Raw genomic sequence first — 17,757 nt, 5'->3', positions numbered from 1 at the left:
ACCCTAGCGCGGGAGCCCGGAGAGCAGGTCGGGCTGCCCGCCGAGCTGGTTCCAGTCGATCAGCGGACGCCCGCCGTCGGCGAGGGCCTTGTTGGCGGCGCTGAACGGGCGGGCGCCCCGGAAGCCCTCGCGGTTGAGCGGGCTCGGGTGCCCGGCCTCGAGCACGACGTGCGCCGGGTTGGTGACCAGGGCCGCCTTCTTCCGGGCGTAGCCACCCCAGAGCAGGAAGACCACCCGCTCGTCGCGCGCGTTCAGCGCCCGGATGGTGGCGTCGGTGAAGGCCTCCCAGCCCTTGCCGCCGTGCGAGGCGGCCGCGCCGCCCCGGACGGTGAGCACCGCGTTGAGCAGCAGCACGCCCTGCCGCGCCCAGCCGGTGAGGTTTCCGGAGGCGGGCGGCGCGACGCCGACGTCCTCGGCGAGCTCCTTGAAGACGTTCCGCAGCGACGGCGGGATCTTCACGCCGTCCCGGACGCTGAAGCTGAGGCCATGCGCCTGCCCGGGGCCGTGGTACGGGTCCTGGCCGAGGATCAGCACCCGGGTCTCGGCCGGCGCGCAGAGGCGGTAGGCCGCGAACAGGTCTTCGATCGGGGGATAGATCGTGTGCTCGGCGTACTCGGCGGCCACGAAGGCGCCGAGCTTCGCGGTGGCGGCCGGGTCGAGGAAGGGTGCCAGCTCGTCCCGCCACTCGGCCGGCAACAGGTCAGGCAGGTTCACGAGGTCTCCAGTCCGTGGATCCGGGCCGGCCAGTCGCCGCCGTGCGGGACCAGCTCCACCACCCGGGTGTCGTCGTCCAGCCGGTCGATGCGGACCTGCAGATATTCGTCGTTGAGCCGCTCGACCAGCCCCGCGCCCCACTCGACGACGGTGACCGCGTCCTCGGCCGAGGCGTCCAGGTCGAGATCGTCGATCTCGGCCCGCGGATCGGGCCGGTCGCCGAGACGGTACGCGTCGGCGTGCACCAGCGGAACCGGCCCCCGATGTACGCGCGCGATCACGAAGGTCGGCGAGGTGATCGCCCCGGTCACGCCCAGTCCCGCCCCGATGCCCTGCACCAGCGCCGTCTTGCCGGCACCGAGCGGCCCGGAGAGCACCACCAGGTCGCCCGCGCGCAGGATGCCGGCCAGCCGCCGGCCGAACGCCTGGGTGTCCTCGACCGTCGCGAGCTTCACGAGATCTTCTCCACGAACGGCAGGATGGCGGCGTTGACCTCGTCGGCCCTCTCCAGCATGACGACGTGGCCGCTGTTCGGGATGGTCACCATCCGCGCATCCGGCAGCCGCTTGATGATCTCCTCGGAGTGGCTGACCGGGGTCAGGTAGTCCCTGTCGCCGACCACCACCAGCACCGGCACGCCCCGCAGCGCCGCCAGCGCCGGATACCGGTTGTGGTTGTAGAGCGTGTTCAGATATTTGGTCAGCGTCTCGACCGACGTCTTGGAGTTCATCCCCTCCACGAAGGAGACCAACGAGGGACTCGGCTTGGCGTCGCCGAAGCCGTACCGCCGGGTGAGCAGCCAGGCCAGGTCGGAAGAGGCGAAGCGCGCCCGGTCGATCGCGCCGCCGCCGAGGTGCGCGGCGGTGCCCCAGAGCGGGAAGAACGGCGCGCTGGCCCGGGCGACCAGCGACGGCAGGGCGAGCTTGGCCCGGTCGACCAGCCGGGCCGAGGTGGACATCAGCACCACCCCGGTGACCCGGTTGCCGAACCACTCCTGGTACTTCTCGGCGAACGCCATGATCGTCATGCCGCCCATCGAGTGGCCGACCAGGATGATGTGGCCGTCCGGCACGGTGGCGTCCAGCACCGCGGCCAGGGATTCGCCGAGGCCGGCGATGTCGTAGTTGCCGGACTTGAGCTTGCTGGACCGGCCGTGCCCGGGCTGGTCGTAGAAGACGAGCCGGTGGTCGCCGCGCTCGGTGAACATCTTCCGCTGGAAGTAGAAGGTGCCCATGTCGAGCGCGAACCCGTGCACGAAGACGATCGTCGGCTTGGTGGTGGGCGCCGTTGGCTCGACGATCTCGACGTGCAGGTGCGTGCCGTCGGCGGCGGTGACGGTCAGCTCGGAGTCGTACGGCGGGTCGGCGAACGGCTCCTCCACGTACGGGTCGCCGGGCGCGTTGACCGAGCGGCGCACCAGCGTGCGCTCGACCGCGAACGCCGTGGCCAGACCGGCCGCCACCAGGCCGACCGCGGCCCCGGCGATGCCGACCTGCTTCGCCCGCCGGCGCGGGATCTTCGGGGTCATGCGGGCACCCAGGCCGTGCCGTCGTAGACACGCGGGACGCGGGTGCTGCCGAACCGGGTCACGATCTCGTAGTTGATGGTGCCGACCACCTCGGCCCAGTCGTCGGCGGTCGGCCCGCCGTCGTCGCCCGGGCCGAACAGCGTCGCCACGTCGCCGGCCGCCACCTGATCGTCGCCGACGTCGAGCACGATCTGGTCCATGCAGACGCGGCCGGCCACCCGGTATCGCCTGCCGCCCAGCTGCACCGGCCCGGCGTTGGAGGCGGCCCGCGGCACGCCGTCGGCGTACCCGAGCGGGACCAGGGCCAACGTCGTCTCCCGCTGGGTGTAATAGGTGTGCCCGTACGAGACGCCCTGCCCGGCCGGCACCCGCTTGGTCTGCGCGACCCGGGCCCGGGCGGTCATGGCCGGCCGCAGCCCGAACGTCTCCCCCGCGATCGTCTCCTTGGCGATCGGCGACAGCCCGTAGACCGCGATGCCCGGCCGCACCAGGTCGTAGTGCGAGTCGGGCCGGGTCAGCGTGGCCGCCGAGTTGGCGATGTGCCGATAGCGCGGGCTGATGCCGAACCGCTCGGCCACGGCCAGCCCGTCGGCGAACGTCGCCAGCTGCTGATCGATCGTCTCGTGGCCGGGCGCATCCGCGTACACGAAATGGCTCCAGACGCCGACCACGTCGATGTCGCCGTCGGCCTGCGCCTTCGCCGCGGCCTCCAGAACCGCCGGCCATTCGGCCGGGGTGGCGCCCGCACGCGCCAGGCCGGTGTCGAGCTTCAGATGTACGCGCGCCGTCCGCTCCGCCCGGCGCGCGGCCTCGACGAGCTCCCCGACCAGCGAGACCGTGCTCGCCGAGAGGTCGATGCGGGCCGCCACGCCCTCGTGCAGCGGCATGCCCGGCGAGTGCAGCCAGGCCAGCACGGGCACGTCGATGCCGGCCCGCCGCAGGGCGAGCCCCTCGTCGAGGGTCGCCACGCCGAGCCAGCTCGCGCCGCCGGCCAGCGCCGCCCGGGCCGACGGCAGCATGCCGTGCCCGTAGCCGTCGCCCTTCACGACCGCCATCACCTCGGCGGTGGTGCCGGCGCGCATCAGCGCCACGTTGTCCCGGATGGCGTCCAGATCGATCCGGACCTCGGCCTGCCACATGTTTCCCAGCCTACTGATCGGTATGACGGTTCCGTTACGCCTGCTCCTGCGGGGTACCCACCGGTCTCAGCAGCGCGGCCAGGGTCGGGCGCAGCGCCGCCGCGACGTCGGGCGAGGTCACCGGACCCTCGGCGGCGGCCCGTCGCCCGGCCAGCCCGTGGACATAGGCCGCCGCGACCGCCGCCCGCTCCGGAGGCACGCCGCCGGCGACCAGCGAGCCGAGCAGCCCGGCCAGCACGTCGCCGCTGCCCGCGGTGGCCAGCGCCGCGCTGCCGGTCGGGTTGGCCCAGACGTCGCCGCCCGGGGTCGCCACGATCGTCCGGTCGCCCTTGAGCAGCACCACCGCGTTGATCCAGGCGGCCAGGCGGCACGCCGCCGCGGCCCGGTCCGCCCCCGGCGCCTCGCCGGCCAGCCGCTTGAACTCGCCGTCGTGCGGCGTGATCACCAGGGGCGCGTCGCGGCGCAGGTCATCGGCGTGCGAGCCGTCCACGAGCAGGGTCAGCGCGTCGGCGTCGAGCACCACGGGCAACGACGTCGCCAGGACGCTGCGCAACGTCGTACGGGCCGCCTCGTCCGTCCCGAGGCCGGACCCGCACACCCAGGCCTGCACCCGCCCGGCCGCGCCCACCTTGTCGACCGCGACCACCGACGGATGCGCCCGCACCACCTCGGCATTCGCGCTGCCGGCGTAGCGCACCATGCCGGCCGGGCCGGCCAGCGCGCCGCTCACCGACAGCAGCGCCGCGCCCGGATATTTGGCCGAGCCGGTCGCGATGCCGACCACGCCGCGGGTGTATTTGTCGGACTCCGGCCCCGGCGTGGGCCACCAGGCGACGATGTCCGTCGCGTCCGGCACGCGCACGGCCGGATCGGCCCGCAGCACCGGGCCCAGCCCGATGTCGACCAACTCCACCTGCCCGCACCGCACGGCGGCCGGCCCCAGCAGGTGAGCCGGCTTCAGACAGCCGAACGTCACCGTCACGTCGGCGGTCACCGCGTCGCCCGGCACGTCGCCGGTGTCGACGGCCACGCCGCTGGGCACGTCGACCGCCACCACCGGGGGCCGTGCGCCCGTGCGGGACCGCAGGTCGCCGAGGGTGGCCACGATGCCGGCCGCGGGCGGGCGCAGACCGCCGCTCGCGCCGATGCCGACGATGCCGTCGAGCACGAGGTCGGCCCGGGTCGGCAGGTCGCGCACGGTGAAGCCGCCGGCCGCCCGCAGCGCCGCCAGGCCGGCGAGATGCACCCGCTCCGGCCGCAGCAGCAGGGCACGCACCTGGGCCCCGCGCCGCGCCAGCAGCGCGCCCGCGTAGAGGGTATCGCCCCCGTTGTCACCGCTGCCGACCAGCAGGAACACCCGGGCGCCGTAGACACCGCCCTGCTCGTCGAGGAGCAGCGCGCAACGCCGGGCCAGGCCGGCCGCGGCGCGCTGCATGAGCGTGCCCTCCGGCAGCGTCGCCATCAGCGCCTTCTCGGCCGCCCGCACGTCGGCGACCCGCCATGCCTGTCGCATCTGCCCCTCCAAAGCCCTTCGGTGGTGCCGTCGGTTTTAGGCCCCGGGTACGACAGTTTCGCGTTCCTGCTGGTCAAGCCCCCATTCGAGGCTGATCAAGACTCCGCGACCACCATCGCCGAGGCGATGCCGCCGTCGTGCGAGAGCGACAGGTGCCATCGATTGACACCACGCTCCGCGGCGGCCGCGGCGACCGTACCGGAAACGGTCAACCACGGGCGCCCGTCCGGATCGGCGACCACCTCGCAGTCGTGCCACCGCATGCCGGCCGGCGCGCCGAGCGCCTTCGCCACCGCTTCCTTCGCCGCGAACCGGGCGGCCAGCGACTCCGCCGAACGAGGGTTGCCGGAGCTGGTCATCCGCTCACCCTCGGTGAACAGCCGGTCGCTCAGCTGCGGTGTCCGGTCCAGGGCGCGGGCGAAGCGGTCCACCAGGACGACATCGATACCGACAGCCACGATCACGGCCCAACCCTATCGGTCGGGAATCGGGCGCGCTGCGTGCTACCGCACTGCTGGGCGGGTGCGCAAGGCCTGTGGACAACGCGGCCGTACGCCCGGAGCCCGCTGTCCACAACCACCCCCGCCGACCGCCTCGACCCCCTACCGTCGGCGCATCCCTTTTCCGCTTGGAGGTTGCCGTGAATCCCGATCTCGAGGTCGACACCGACGAGCTGTGCCGCGCCGCCTCGGCGCTGGCCGAGACCGCCGCCGAGGTGGCGGCCGGCGTCTCGGGCACACCGCCCGCCGAGCTGGTCCCACGATGGCGCACCTCCGACGCGTCGGCGCTGGCCGCCGAGGCCGCGCGACAGCAGCTGGCCGTGCTCGGCGCCGATCTGCGCGAGACGGCACGCCAGGTCGCCGCCGCGGCCGAGGCCTATCGCGAGGCCGACGCCCGGGCCGCCACCCGGATGCGGTTGTCCCGATGACCGCCGCTGTCTACGCCCGGATGCGGTCGTCCCGATGACCGCCGCTGTCTACGCCCGGATGCGGTCGTCCCGATGACCGCCGCTGTCTACGCCCGGTTGCGCGTCGCAGACCCGGGCCGATGGCGCACGGTCGCCGCGGCCTGGCGGCGCTGGGCCACGCTGGCGGGCCGCCTCGCCGGCGCCCTCACCGCCGACATCGCCCGCCTGGGCGCCGCCTGGTCCGGGGCCGCCGCCACGGCCGCGGCGGCCCGGGTGACCGTGCTCCGCCGCGGCCTGGTGCTGTTCCAGGTGCTGTGCTCCCAGGCCGACCAGGCGGCCAGCGAGTTCGCCGAGTCCCTCGACCGCGCCCGGCGGCTGCTCGCCCGGGCCCTGGCCGCGGCCCGCCGCGCGGGCCTGACGATCGACGACGACGGCGCCGTCCGCGGCGGTCCGGCCCCGACGGTGACACCCGACCTCGAGGCCGCGATCGCCATCGCGGCCTCTGCCGACGATGCCGCGGCCACCCGGCTCGAGGCCGTCTCCCTCCTGCGGACGACCGGTCCGGGTGCCACCGGCCCCGCCGGCTCCGACGGCTCCGACGCCACCGACTCTGGCCGTCCCGACTGCACGGCGTCGCCGGCCGAGGTGCGGCGCTGGTGGGCGGGCCTGACCCCGGCCCAGCGCCAGTGGCTGCTCGCGACCGAAGCGGGGTGGCTGGCCCCGCTCGACGGCATCCCGGCCGCCGACCGCGACGTGGCCAACCGCCTGCTCCTGGACGAGCGCCGGGCCGAGGTTGATCGCGCGCTCGCCGCCGGTCCCGGGCCGGCCCGGCGCCGGCGGCTGCTGGGCCTGCGACACGGGCTCGACGCGCTGGCCGATCGGCTGGCCGACGACGCCGGCCCGCGGGCCTACCTGTTGCGGCTCGACCCGCGCGACGAGGGCCGCGTCGTGGTCGCGCTCGGCGACCCCGACCGGGCCGCCAACGTGGTCACCCACGTGCCGGGCATGACCGCCGGCCTGGCGTCGTTCGGCGGCGAGTTGAGCCGGGTGTCCCGGGTGGCGTCACGAGCCGGCGAGCTGGCGCCCACCACGGCGACCAGCGGGGTGTTGTGGCTCGACTACGACGCGCCCGACTTCGTCGACGAGGCCGCCAGCCCGCGCCGGGCCGAGGCCGGCGCCCCGGCGTTGCGCCGCTTCCAGGACGGCTTGCGCGCCACCCACGTGCTGCCGGCCGCCCGGCAGACGGTGGTCGGCCACAGCTACGGCTCGCTGCTGGTCGGGCGGGCCGCGGCCACCCCCGGCCTGCCCGTCGACGACGTGGTGTTCGTCGGCTCGCCGGGCGTGGGCGTCGCGGCGGCGCGCGACCTGGCCGTCCCGCCCGGCCACGTCTGGGCGACCACATCGAGGAGCGACATAATCCAGTACGCGACACCCGCCCCCGGCGCTTTCCTGCGCGACGTGGCGACGTCCGTGGCCCTGCCGCCCGCCGCCGTGGCGGCCTTCGGCACCCCCGAGCGCGACCTGTGGTTCGGCCGCAACCCGGCCGATCCGGCCTTCGGCGCCCACACGTTCCCGAGCGCCACCGGCGCCGGCCACCTCGGCTATTGGCAGAGCGGCAGCAGTTCCCTGGACGAGCTGGCCGCTATCACGCTGGGCACAGCCCGATGACCCGCCACCGCGTACGCCACGGCGACCCACCCCGCGTCGTGACCAGACGCCGGGGAACGAGGTGCCCAGGAATGCGCTGCGCCCCGTCGAGTTCGGCGGCCGGGCCCAGTTGCGCGGCGTGGCCGCCGGGCGACAGTCCCGCACCGTGCGACCCAGTGGGAGACGCTCCCGCAGGCGGCGTTCCCACCGCCGTAACACCGTCGCGAGACGGCCCAGCCCTCCCCGGCACAGCGCGAGAAGGTCCAGCCACAACCACCACGGCGCGAGAAGGTCAAGCGCCGACCGTCACGGCGCAAGACGGTTCAGCCGCCACCTTCACGACGCGGGAACGTCCAGCCGCCACCTTCACCGCGCCGGAGGAACCAGCCGCCACCTTCACGGCGCGAGACGGTTCAGCCGCGACTTTCGCAGCGCCAGTGAAACCAGCCGCGATCTTCACGGCGCGAGACGGTTCAGCCACGACCTTCGCAGCGCCGGACGGCCCGGACGCGAGCACCGCGGCGCAGCCTGCACCGGTGGGCGGGCACCGGACGGCGCGCGACGGACCCGATGCCCGCAGGCGGGAACGCGCCCACGCCATGAGGGCCGAGCGGCAGAGGCGCGCCCGGCCGCTGACTGCGCGGCCCCTGCAACTCGGGCGGCCCAACGGCTCCGGCGGTCTGCGGCGATGAAGCGGGCTCCCGCGCGCTGCGGCGATGAGACGGGCTCCCGCGGGCCGCGGCGATGAAACCTGCTCTCGCGGGCCGCGGCGACGAGACGGGAACAGCCCGGGCGGGCGGGGCGTGAAGCGGCCGGGGAGGGCCGCCCGCCCGGGCGGGTTCGGATGGGCCTGGAAGCTTGGGCCGGGAGGCGTGGGCCTGGAGGCTTGGGCTGGGCTGGGCTTGGGCTATTCGACGGTGACGGACTTCGCCAGGTTCCGGGGCTGGTCGACGTCCAGGCCGCGGGCGGCGGCGATCTCGCACGCGAGGATCTGCAGCGGCACCGTGGTCATCAGCGGGGCCAGCAGGGTCGGCGTGCTGGGCACCGGGATGAGGTGGTCGGCGTAGGCGCGGACGCCCTCGTCGCCCTCCTCGGCGATCACGATGGTGCGGGCGCCGCGGGCTCGGACCTCCTGGATGTTGGAGACGACCTTGTCGCGCATCACGCCTCGGCCGGCGGGGGACGGCACGACGCAGACGACCGGGGTGCCCTCGTCGATCAGGGCGATCGGGCCGTGCTTCAGCTCGCCGGCGGCGAAGCCCTCGGCGTGCATGTAGGCGAGCTCCTTGAGCTTCAGCGCACCCTCGAGCGCCACCGGGTAGCCGACGTGGCGGCCGATGAAGAGGACGGTGGAGGCCGACTTCAGGTCGCGGGCCAGGGCACGCACGTCTTCCATCTGGCCGAGCAGGCTGGTCAGGGCGTCGGGAGTGCGGCGCAGCTTCTCGACCACGGCGGCGACCTCGTCGGCGTACATGACGCCGCGGATCTGCGCGAGGTGGAGGCCGATCAGGTAGCAGGCGACCAACTGGGTGAGGAACGCCTTGGTCGAGGCCACCGCGATCTCGGGACCGCCGTGGGTGTAGAGGACCGCGTCCGACTCGCGGGGGATCGTCGAGCCGTTGGTGTTGCAGATGGCGAGCACTCGGGCCTTCTGCTCCTTGGCGTGCCGGAGCGCCATGAGGGTGTCCATCGACTCGCCGGACTGGCTGATCGCCACGACCAGGGTGGACCGGTCGAGGATCGGGTCGCGGTAGCGGAACTCGCTGGCCAGCTCGACCTCGCAGGGGATGCGGGTCCAGTGCTCGATGGCGTACTTGGCGACCATGCCGGCGTGGTAGGAGGTGCCGCAGGCGACGATGAAGACCTTGTCGACGTCGCGCAGGTCCTGGTCGGTGAGGCGGACCTCGTCGAGCACGATCTCGCCGCGGTCGGAGAGGCGGCCGAGCAGGGTGTCGGCGATCGCGCGCGGCTGCTCGGCGATCTCCTTGAGCATGAAGTAGTCGTAGCCGCCCTTCTCGGCGGCCGAGGAGTCCCAGTCGATGTGGAACTCGCGGCCGGTCGCGGGGGTGCCGTCGAAGCCGGTGATCTCGATGCCGTCGGGGGTGATCAGCACCACCTGGTCCTGGCCCAGCTCGATCGCCTCGCGGGTGTGCTCGATGAACGCCGAGACGTCGCTGGCCAGGAAGCTCTCGCCCTGGCCGCGACCGACCACGAGCGGCGAGTTGCGCCGGGCGGCGACCACCGCGCCGGGCACGTCGACGTCGACGGCCAGCAGGGTGAAGGCGCCCTCGAGCCGGCGGACGGTGCGGCGCATCGCCTCGGCCAGCAGCTGGGGGCCGAGCTCGCCGCCGGCCTCGCGCAACGCGCGCATCTCGGCGGCGATCAGGTGGGCCGCGCACTCGGTGTCGGTGTCGCTCGCGAACTCGACGCCGGTCGCCTCGAGCTCGCCGCGCAGGCGGGCGAAGTTCTCGATGATGCCGTTGTGGATGACCGCGACCCGGCCGTCGGCGGAGAGGTGCGGGTGGGCGTTGCGGTCGGTGGGACCGCCGTGCGTCGCCCACCGGGTGTGCCCGATCGCCGTGCTGCCCGACGAGATGCCGTCGGTGGCCCGCTCGGCGAGCGCCTTCTCCAGGTTGGCCAGCTTGCCGGCCTTCTTCTCGGTCAGAATCCCGCCGTCGACGACGGCGATGCCCGCGGAGTCGTACCCGCGATACTCCAGCCGACGGAGGCCGTCGAGAACGATGCTCAGTGCCGGCCGGCTGCCGACGTAACCCACGATCCCACACATGCGGGGCACACTAGCCGACGATCGCTCATCCGTCATGTTCGAGAGAGGTACTTTCAAGCATCCGAGTTGCTCGAAAGTGTGGTATCCGGTCGATGCACACCTCGTCCGCCCGGCCATCCGCCGGTGGCGGTATTGGCGTACCGTCGGCTTGCGCGCCGATGGGCCGCGCCCGCACCGGGAGAGACGCTTGACCAACCACCCCGACACCCCGCAGCCGGACCCGACGGCGCCGCCGCCTGAGTCACCGGGCGCGAGCACGACGCCAAGCGCACCGGTCTCCGGCCAACCGTGGTCGACACCGTCGGGCGATCCGCTCTCCCCGGAGCCTTACCAGCCGCCCGGGCCGGCGTCCTACGCGCCCGGCTATGCGGCGATACCGGAGCCCGAGCCCCACCACTACCCGCCGACGTCGCAGTTCCCGGCCCAGCAGCCGGTGAACTACGCGCCACCCGGGTACGCCGCCGACTACGGCCACGGCTACCAGCCCCCGCCGGGCTACCCACCGCCGCCCGCCGACGCGCTTCCGCCGGGCTACGCACCCGGCTACGCACCCCAGCCCGGCTACGCGCCGCCCGGCGACGCGCTTCCGCCCGGCTACGCGCCGCCGCCCGGCTATCTGCCTCCGCAGCCGCCGCCGAAGAGGAGCAACGCGCCGATCATCGCGGTGATCGTCGCGGTCACGCTGCTGCTCTGCGGCGGTCTCGCCACGGCCGGCGTGCTGATCGCGCAGAACGTGACGAACAAGGCGAAGGAAGCGGCCGAGCCGTACACGAACCTGCCCACCGAGGTGCCCGACGTCCCGGGCCTGCCCACCGATCTGCCGGACAACCCGCAGGACGGGCGGACGATCACGGTGACGTACGAGGTGACCGGCGACGGCCCGGCCTCGATCGCGTACGTCGACGCCCTCGACCAGGCCCCGGTGCGCAAGACCGACGTCCAGCTGCCGTGGAAGTTCACCACCACGATGGAGACCCCGGCCCTGCTCTCGGTGGTCGCCGTCCGGATCGGCACGAGCGAGGGCACGGTCACCTGCCGCGCCCTGGTCGACGGCGACGAGGTGAAGAAGAGCACCTCCAACCGAGGTACCGTCGCCACGGCCTCGTGCATCCACCTGGCGTTTCAGTAGAGGTAGAGGGAGCGACATCGAAGTGACGACCGACCCGCTGGTCGAGCGCATGCGGGCGTTCGGCACCACGATCTTCACCGAGATGTCGGCCCTGGCGGTACGCACCGGGTCGATCAACCTCGGCCAGGGCTTCCCGGACACCGACGGTCCCACCGAGATGCTCGACGCCGCCGCCCACGCCCTGCGCCACGGCGCCAACCAGTACCCGCCCCTGGCCGGCATCCCGGCCCTGCGCACGGCGATCACCGAGCACGAGCGGCGCTTCTGGGGCCTCGAGCGCGATCCCGACGGCGAGGTCGTGGTCACCGCCGGCGCGACCGAGGCGGTCGCCGCCGCGATCCTGGGCCTGTGCGAGACGGGCGACGAGGTGGTCACCTTCGAGCCCTACTACGACTCGTACGCGGCCTCGATCGTCCTGGCCGGCGCCGTCCGACGGCCCGTCACCCTTCGCCCGGGCCCCGACGGCCGTTACCGGTTCGACGAGGGTGAGCTGCGCGCCGCATTCGGCCCGCGCACCCGGATGGTGCTGCTCAACTCGCCGCACAACCCGACCGGCAAGGTCTTCACCTCCGCCGAGCTCACCCTGATCGCCGAGCTCTGCCAGGAGTACGACGTCTACGCCGTGACCGACGAGGTCTACGAGCACCTGGTCTTCACCGACGGGCCCGAGCCGCACACGCCGCTCGCGACCCTCCCCGGCATGCGCGACCGCACCCTGCGCATCTCCTCGGCCGGCAAGACGTTCTCCTGCACCGGCTGGAAGGTCGGCTGGGCCACCGGACCACGAGAGCTGGTCTCGACCGTGGCCCGCGTCAAGCAGTTCCTGACCTTCGTCAACGCCGGCCCGCTCCAGCCGGCCGTCGCGGTCGCCCTCGGGCTGCCCGACGCGTACTTCACCGGCTTCCGCGACGGGCTCCAGGCTCGCCGCGACCGCCTGGTGACCGGCCTGACCGAGGCCGGCTTCGCCGTTCTGCCGTCCGAGGGGACCTACTTCGTCACGGCCGACATCACGCCGCTGAGCGAGAGCGGGACGGACGGCGCCGACTTCTGCCGCGAGCTGCCCGGCCGCTGCGGCGTCGTCGCGGTGCCGACCCAGGTCTTCTACGACCACCAGGAGGCCGGCCGCCACCTCATCCGCTTCGCGTTCTGCAAGCGCGAGGAGGTCATCGACGAGGCGGCCCAGCGTCTGACGAAACTGGGCCGCCGCTGAGACCTAGCGGGCCGGGCTGGCCGCGGACACCTCGTCGGCGATCCGGGTGGCCACCGCGCGGGCCTGCTCCTCGGTAGCGGCCTCGACCATCACCCGTACGAGTGGCTCGGTGCCCGACGGACGCAGCAGCACCCGCCCGGTCTCCCCGAGCTCCGCCTCCGCTTGGGCGACGGCCGACAGCACGGGAGCCGCCGACGCTCCCAAGGCCCGGTCGCCGACCTTGACGTTGATCAGCACCTGGGGCAGCTTGTGCACGACCGCCGCCAGGTCGGCCAGCGACTTGCCGCTGGACGCGAGCTGGGCCATCAGGTGCAGGCCGGTCAGCACGCCGTCGCCGGTCGTCGCGTACGCCGGCATGACGATGTGGCCGCTCTGCTCGCCGCCGAGCGCGAGCCCCCCGGCGTTCAGCTCCTCGAGCACGTACCGGTCGCCGACCTTGGCCTCGATCAGCCGGATGCCGGACTGCTTCATCGCGATCCGCAGGCCGAGGTTGCTCATCACGGTCGCCACCAGGGTGTCCTCGGTGAGCGTGCCGGCGTCGCGCATGGCCAGGGCGAGGATCGCCATGATCTGGTCGCCGTCGACGATGTCACCCGAAGCGGTGACCGCGAGGCACCGGTCCGCGTCGCCGTCGTGGGCGATGCCCAGGTCGGCGCCCTCGGCCAGCACCCGCTCGCGCACCTTGTCCATGTGCGTCGAGCCGCAGTCGTCGTTGATGTTGAGGCCGTCCGGCTCGGCGTGGATCGCGATGACCTCGGCGCCGGCCTCCTCGTACGCGGTCGGCCCCACCTCGCTGGCCGCGCCGTTCGCGCAGTCGACCACGACCTTGATGCCGCTCAGCGAGTGCGGCGTTGAACCGACCAGGTGCTTGACGTAGTGCTCGGCGCCGTCCAGCAGGTCGTGCACGCGGCCGATCCCGGCGCCGGTGGGCCGGCCGATCAGGCCGTGCCCGTCCTCGATCGCCTGCTCGATGCGCTCCTCGAGCTCGTCCGGCAGCTTGGTGCCGCCGGCCGCGAACAGCTTGATCCCGTTGTCGGGCATCGGGTTGTGCGAGGCCGAGAGCATCACGCCGAGGTCGGCGTTGGTCTGGGCGACCAGGTACGCGACGGCCGGCGTCGGCAGCACACCGACCCGGACCACGTTGGCGCCGGCGCTGGTCAGCCCCGCGACCACGGCCGCCTCGAGCATCTCGCCGCTGGCCCGCGGGTCACGCCCGACGATCGCCAGCGGCTGGTGGCTGCTGTCGCTCTCGACCAGGACCCGGGCCGCCGCGACCGCGACGGAGAGGGCCAGTTCCGGGGTCAGGTCGCCGTTGGCGAGCCCGCGCACGCCGTCGGTACCGAACAGTCGCCCCATGGCGCTTCCTTTCGAACAACCGGGGAGGGAGAAATACAAAACGGCCGGGCCCGCCCCCGATGTGGAGAGGGGGCGAACCCGGCCGCCTGTTGAGCGATCAGCGCTTCGAGTACTGCGGAGCCTTACGGGCCTTCTTGAGGCCGTACTTCTTGCTCTCCTTGACCCGGGCGTCCCGGGTGAGGAAGCCGGCCTTCTTCAGGGCCGGGCGGTCGTCCGGGTCGCTCGTGATGAGCGCGCGGGCGATGCCGAGGCGCAGCGCGCCGGCCTGGCCGGTGATGCCGCCGCCACGCAGGTTCGCGATCACGTCGAACTGCTCGGCCTTCTCGGCGGTGACCAGCGGCTCGCGGATGAGCTGCTGGTGCACCTTGCTGGGGAAGTAAGCCTCGAGGTCACGGCCGTTGCAGACGATCTTGCCGCTGCCGGGCACGAGGCGCACCCGGACGATGGCCTCCTTGCGGCGGCCGACGGTCTGGATCGGACGGTCACCGGGACGCGGGGCGCGGACCGGGGCCGGCGCGGGCGTCTCGACCACGACGACCGTCTCAGCGGGCTCCTCGACGGTCTCGACGACCTCGGGCTCGATGATGTCGGACATGCTGCTGCCTTCTCCCGCGCTCACTGCGCGATCTGGGTGATTTCGAACGGCTGGGGCTGCTGAGCGGCGTGCGGGTGCTCGGCGCCCGGGTAGACCTTGAGCTTCTTGATGATCTGCCGCGCGAGCTTGTTGTGCGGGAGCATGCCCTTCACGGCCAGCTCGATCGCCTTCTCGGGGCGCTTGGTGAGCAGCTCCTCGTAGCCGACCTGCTTGAGGCCGCCCGGGTAACCCGAGTGGCGGTAGGCGATCTTGGTCTGCCGCTTGTTGCCCGTGAGGGCCACCTTGCCCGCGTTGATGATCACAACGAAGTCGCCGGTGTCGACGTGCGGCGCGAACGTCGGCTTGTGCTTGCCGCGCAGGAGGTTGGCGGTGTGGGTGGCCAGGCGGCCCAGAACGACGTCGGAAGCGTCGATAATGTGCCACTGACGCTCGATCTCACCCGGCTTCGGGCTGTACGTACGCACAGAATTACCTTGTCTTGTCGTCGGTCTGGGGTCGCGCGCTGACCACGCCAGGCTCGCATCTCGAAGAGCGCGAGGCCTCAGGCGCGAAGCAGCTGTCACACAACAGCAGGCAACAATACCCGGCCGCGCGGCGCGTGGTCAAAACGAGGCGATCTCGCCGGACCCCAAGCCCGCCGGACCCCCAAGGATATGCGCGTCAAGCATACTCCGCCGTCCGACGCACCCGACGGCGGGATCCGGGGCGCGGGGACCGCGGCTCTTAGCAGGCTCGAAACAAACGGGACGCCCGGGTGAAATCCCCCACCGGCACGCTTCGGTCATGGCCAATGGCGCGCAGCCCTCGATCACGTGGGACAGGCATGGCCCCCGCGTGTGCGGACGGCGCACTATTGATAGGCCACCGTCAGGGTTGAGGACGGACCTGACGGTGACCGCCGGGCCGGTTCGCCGGTTCGGCGAGGAGGAGTCGCGGTGTGCGCCGGACGGAGGTACGGCGGAGAACGCAAGCGTGACATGGGAGCGGGTCGACGCTGAGGACGGCGATCTCCGAGCGTGCCCTTCGGTGGACCGGACGGCCACACCGCGACTTCTCGATCCGAACGAAGAGATCAAAACCGGATGACCGACCGTACGGGCGGAGCACGCCGGACGGTCATCACGGCGGCCGCCTTGGCCCGGCCGGCCGCGTCCCTGTCCGGCTACACGGTCGGCGTCACCAGCGATCGCCGCCGGGACGAGCTCGCCGCCCTGCTCGAGAGCCGCGGCGCCCGGGTGGTGCTGGCCCCGGCCCTGCGCATCGTGCCGATCGCCGACGACGCCGAGCTGCGCGCCGCGACCCGGGCCTGCCTCGCCACCCCACCCGACATCGTGCTGGTCAGCACCGGCATCGGCATGCGCGGCTGGCTGGAGGCGGCCGAGGGCTGGGGCCTGGCCGAGCCGCTGCGGGCGGTGCTGGCCCGGGCGTACCTGATCGGCCGCGGCCCCAAGGCACGGGCCGCGATCCGCTCGGCCGGCCTGACCGACCGGTGGTCGCCCGAGGGCGAGAGCTACGACGAGGTCATCGACCACCTCCGGGCCCGGGGCGTCACCGGCCGCACCGTGGCGCTGCAGCTGCACGGGGACAGCCAGCCCGAGTACCGCGAGGCGCTCGCGGCGGCCGGGGCCCGGGTGATCGAGGTCCCGGTCTACCGCTGGGCGCCACCCATCGACTCGGCGCCGCTCGCCCGCCTGGTCGACCTGATCACCGGCCATCTCGTGGACGCTGTGACGTTCACCGCAGCGCCGGCCGTGCACGCCCTGCTGAGCGCGGCCGGGCCGGCCGCCGAGCCGCTGGTCGAGGCCTTGCGTACGCGCGTGCTGGTTGCCTGTGTGGGTCCGGTCACCGCGGCGCCGCTACGCCGTCACGACATCCCGATCGTCTCCCCCTCCCGCGCCCGGCTCGGCGCGCTGGTCCGCACGATCGTCGAGGAGCTGCCGAAGCGGGCGGTCTCGCTCGAGGTGGCCGGGCACGCCCTGACCCTGCGCGGCCACGCCGCGGTCGTCGACGGCGACCTCAAGCCGCTCGCACCGGCCCCGATGGCCGTGCTGCGGGCCCTGGCCGCCGCGCCCGGGCGCGTGCTCTCCCGCGCGGCGCTGCTGCACGCCCTGCCCCGCGGCGCCGACGAGCACGCGGTCGAGATGGCGGTGGCCCGGCTCCGCGCGGGCCTGGGCGCTCCGGGAGTGATCCAGACCGTGGTGAAGCGCGGTTACCGGCTCCCGAACTGAAGAGGCCCGCTCGGCGACAGATCAGCCGACGACGGCCGGATACCCGCCGCTCTGCTCGGCCACCAGCGTCGCCATCGCGTGCTCGACCACCTGCACGAGCACCCCCTTCACCGAGTCCCGGTGCCGGGCGTCGCAGAGCACCAGCGGCACGTGCGGCGGGATGGCCAGCGCCTCGCGTACCTCGTCCGGCTCGTAGCGCGGCGCGCCGTCGAAGCAGTTGAGCGCCACGATGTACGGGAGGTGACGGTTCTCGAAATAGTCGAGCGGCGCGAAGGCGTCGGCGATCCGACGGGTGTCGACCAGCACCGCGGCGCCCACGGCGCCCCGGATGAGCTCGTCCCACATGAACCAGAAGCGGGTCTGCCCGGGCGTGCCGAAGAGGTAGAGGATCAGGTCGTCGGCCATGGTGATACGGCCGAAGTCCATCGCCACCGTGGTGGTCTCCTTGCCGGGCACCTTGGACGCGTCGTCGACGCCCTGGCCGGCCGAGGTCATCAGCGCCTCGGTGGTCAGCGGCTCGATCTCGGAGACCGAACCGACGAGCGTCGTCTTGCCGACGCCGAAGCCGCCCGCCACGACAATCTTCGCGGAGGTGATCTCCCTGGGTTGCGCCCCCGCCCGCTCAGAGCTTGCGAAGTCCACTCAACACCCTTTCCAGCAGATCCATCCGCTCCGTGAAGCCCTTCTTGGGAGCGGCGCTGTGCAACGACAGCAGTCCGTCGGCGACCATGTCCGCGACCAGCACCCGGGTCACTCCCAGCGGAAGCCGGGTGAGGGCCGAGAGCTCGGCCAGGGACTGCGGCTTCGCCTCGCAGAGCACCGCGATGCGGTACTTGTCGTGCCCGGCGAACCGGGCTTCTTGCACGGCGGCCTGGCTGGCTACCAGGACCGCTTCGATCGGTATGTCACGGCGTGGCTCGGTGCGTCCGCGAGTGACCGCGTACGGGCGCACCAGGTTGCCTCGCGGGTCCTGTGGCTGCCCCATGTCGCGATCACCCCCCTC

General features: G+C 73.2%; 17 protein-coding genes. 5 read left to right on the top strand and 12 right to left on the bottom strand.

Annotation, left to right across the window (positions count from 1 at the left end; all coding sequences use genetic code 11):
* Positions 1–3: 3 nt before the first annotated feature.
* The 6 genes from ACQP2F_RS04025 to ACQP2F_RS04000 all read right to left on the bottom strand — a co-directional run bounded on the left by ACQP2F_RS04025 (position 4) and on the right by ACQP2F_RS04000 (position 5,358).
* Positions 4–714 (bottom strand): uracil-DNA glycosylase, encoded by a 711-nt coding sequence (locus tag ACQP2F_RS04025; protein WP_433300713.1) that lies wholly within the window; start codon positions 712–714, stop codon positions 4–6.
* The gene (gene tsaE, locus ACQP2F_RS04020) at positions 711–1,169 is read right to left on the bottom strand and encodes a tRNA (adenosine(37)-N6)-threonylcarbamoyltransferase complex ATPase subunit type 1 TsaE (protein WP_433300712.1); all 459 of its coding nucleotides are present in this window, start codon (positions 1,167–1,169) and stop codon (positions 711–713) included. Before tsaE ends, ACQP2F_RS04025 begins: the two co-directional genes overlap by 4 nt.
* On the bottom strand, positions 1,166–2,242 hold the full coding sequence (locus ACQP2F_RS04015; RefSeq protein WP_433300710.1) for an alpha/beta fold hydrolase: 1,077 nt from the start codon (positions 2,240–2,242) through the stop codon (positions 1,166–1,168). Before ACQP2F_RS04015 ends, tsaE begins: the two co-directional genes overlap by 4 nt.
* On the bottom strand, positions 2,239–3,381 hold the full coding sequence (gene alr, locus ACQP2F_RS04010; protein ID WP_433300708.1) for an alanine racemase: 1,143 nt from the start codon (positions 3,379–3,381) through the stop codon (positions 2,239–2,241). The genes ACQP2F_RS04015 and alr overlap by 4 nt, the downstream gene beginning before the upstream one ends.
* 34 nt (positions 3,382–3,415) lie before the next feature.
* The gene (locus ACQP2F_RS04005; RefSeq protein ID WP_433300706.1) at positions 3,416–4,894 is read right to left on the bottom strand and encodes an NAD(P)H-hydrate dehydratase; all 1,479 of its coding nucleotides are present in this window, start codon (positions 4,892–4,894) and stop codon (positions 3,416–3,418) included.
* Between the two features lie 95 nt (positions 4,895–4,989).
* Positions 4,990–5,358, bottom strand: a complete 369-nt coding sequence (locus tag ACQP2F_RS04000) for a holo-ACP synthase (RefSeq protein ID WP_433300704.1) — start codon at positions 5,356–5,358, stop codon at positions 4,990–4,992.
* A gap of 176 nt (positions 5,359–5,534) precedes the next feature.
* Here ACQP2F_RS04000 and ACQP2F_RS03995 point away from each other — a divergent pair, with 176 nt between their 5' ends.
* Complete coding sequence (locus ACQP2F_RS03995; RefSeq protein ID WP_433300702.1) at positions 5,535–5,822, top strand: hypothetical protein; 288 nt, start codon at positions 5,535–5,537, stop codon at positions 5,820–5,822.
* Positions 5,823–5,894: 72 nt separating this feature from the next.
* On the top strand, positions 5,895–7,469 hold the full coding sequence (locus ACQP2F_RS03990) for an alpha/beta hydrolase (protein ID WP_433300701.1): 1,575 nt from the start codon (positions 5,895–5,897) through the stop codon (positions 7,467–7,469).
* A gap of 886 nt (positions 7,470–8,355) precedes the next feature.
* On the opposite strand, the gene glmS is transcribed toward ACQP2F_RS03990, so the two are convergent.
* Positions 8,356–10,236, bottom strand: a complete 1,881-nt coding sequence (gene glmS / locus ACQP2F_RS03985; RefSeq protein ID WP_433300699.1) for a glutamine--fructose-6-phosphate transaminase (isomerizing) — start codon at positions 10,234–10,236, stop codon at positions 8,356–8,358.
* 187 nt (positions 10,237–10,423) lie between these two features.
* Here glmS and ACQP2F_RS03980 point away from each other — a divergent pair, with 187 nt between their 5' ends.
* Positions 10,424–11,365 carry an MmpS family transport accessory protein gene (locus ACQP2F_RS03980; protein WP_433300697.1) on the top strand — a complete coding sequence of 314 codons (942 nt, stop codon included), beginning with the start codon at positions 10,424–10,426 and terminating at the stop codon, positions 11,363–11,365.
* Between the two features lie 49 nt (positions 11,366–11,414).
* Complete coding sequence (locus tag ACQP2F_RS03975) at positions 11,415–12,575, top strand: pyridoxal phosphate-dependent aminotransferase (protein ID WP_433307334.1); 1,161 nt, start codon at positions 11,415–11,417, stop codon at positions 12,573–12,575.
* 3 nt (positions 12,576–12,578) lie between these two features.
* Here the strand turns inward: ACQP2F_RS03975 and glmM are convergent, their stop codons facing one another.
* From glmM to rplM, 3 genes are all read right to left on the bottom strand, one after another.
* Positions 12,579–13,931 carry a phosphoglucosamine mutase gene (gene glmM / locus ACQP2F_RS03970; protein ID WP_433300695.1) on the bottom strand — a complete coding sequence of 451 codons (1,353 nt, stop codon included), beginning with the start codon at positions 13,929–13,931 and terminating at the stop codon, positions 12,579–12,581.
* 97 nt (positions 13,932–14,028) lie between these two features.
* Positions 14,029–14,526, bottom strand: coding sequence for a 30S ribosomal protein S9 (gene rpsI, locus ACQP2F_RS03965; protein WP_433300693.1), 498 nt, complete (start codon positions 14,524–14,526; stop codon positions 14,029–14,031).
* A 20-nt stretch (positions 14,527–14,546) separates the two neighbouring features.
* Complete coding sequence (gene rplM, locus ACQP2F_RS03960) at positions 14,547–14,990, bottom strand: 50S ribosomal protein L13 (protein WP_433300691.1); 444 nt, start codon at positions 14,988–14,990, stop codon at positions 14,547–14,549.
* A gap of 618 nt (positions 14,991–15,608) precedes the next feature.
* Between rplM and ACQP2F_RS03955 the strand changes: the two genes are divergently transcribed.
* On the top strand, positions 15,609–16,754 hold the full coding sequence (locus ACQP2F_RS03955; RefSeq protein ID WP_433300689.1) for a uroporphyrinogen-III synthase: 1,146 nt from the start codon (positions 15,609–15,611) through the stop codon (positions 16,752–16,754).
* Between the two features lie 21 nt (positions 16,755–16,775).
* On the opposite strand, the gene ACQP2F_RS03950 is transcribed toward ACQP2F_RS03955, so the two are convergent.
* Both ACQP2F_RS03950 and ACQP2F_RS03945 read right to left on the bottom strand, forming a co-directional pair.
* Positions 16,776–17,396 carry a GTP-binding protein gene (locus tag ACQP2F_RS03950; RefSeq protein WP_433300688.1) on the bottom strand — a complete coding sequence of 207 codons (621 nt, stop codon included), beginning with the start codon at positions 17,394–17,396 and terminating at the stop codon, positions 16,776–16,778.
* On the bottom strand, positions 17,377–17,739 hold the full coding sequence (locus tag ACQP2F_RS03945) for a DUF742 domain-containing protein (protein WP_433300686.1): 363 nt from the start codon (positions 17,737–17,739) through the stop codon (positions 17,377–17,379). The genes ACQP2F_RS03950 and ACQP2F_RS03945 overlap by 20 nt, the downstream gene beginning before the upstream one ends.
* Positions 17,740–17,757 lie beyond the last annotated feature (18 nt).

The organism is Actinoplanes sp. CA-030573, from assembly GCF_050951115.1.
In the GTDB taxonomy this organism is placed as follows: Bacteria; Actinomycetota; Actinomycetes; order Mycobacteriales; family Micromonosporaceae; genus Actinoplanes.
Note: the sequence above shows the minus strand (reverse complement) of the source record. Positions and strands in the feature narration are given on the sequence as shown.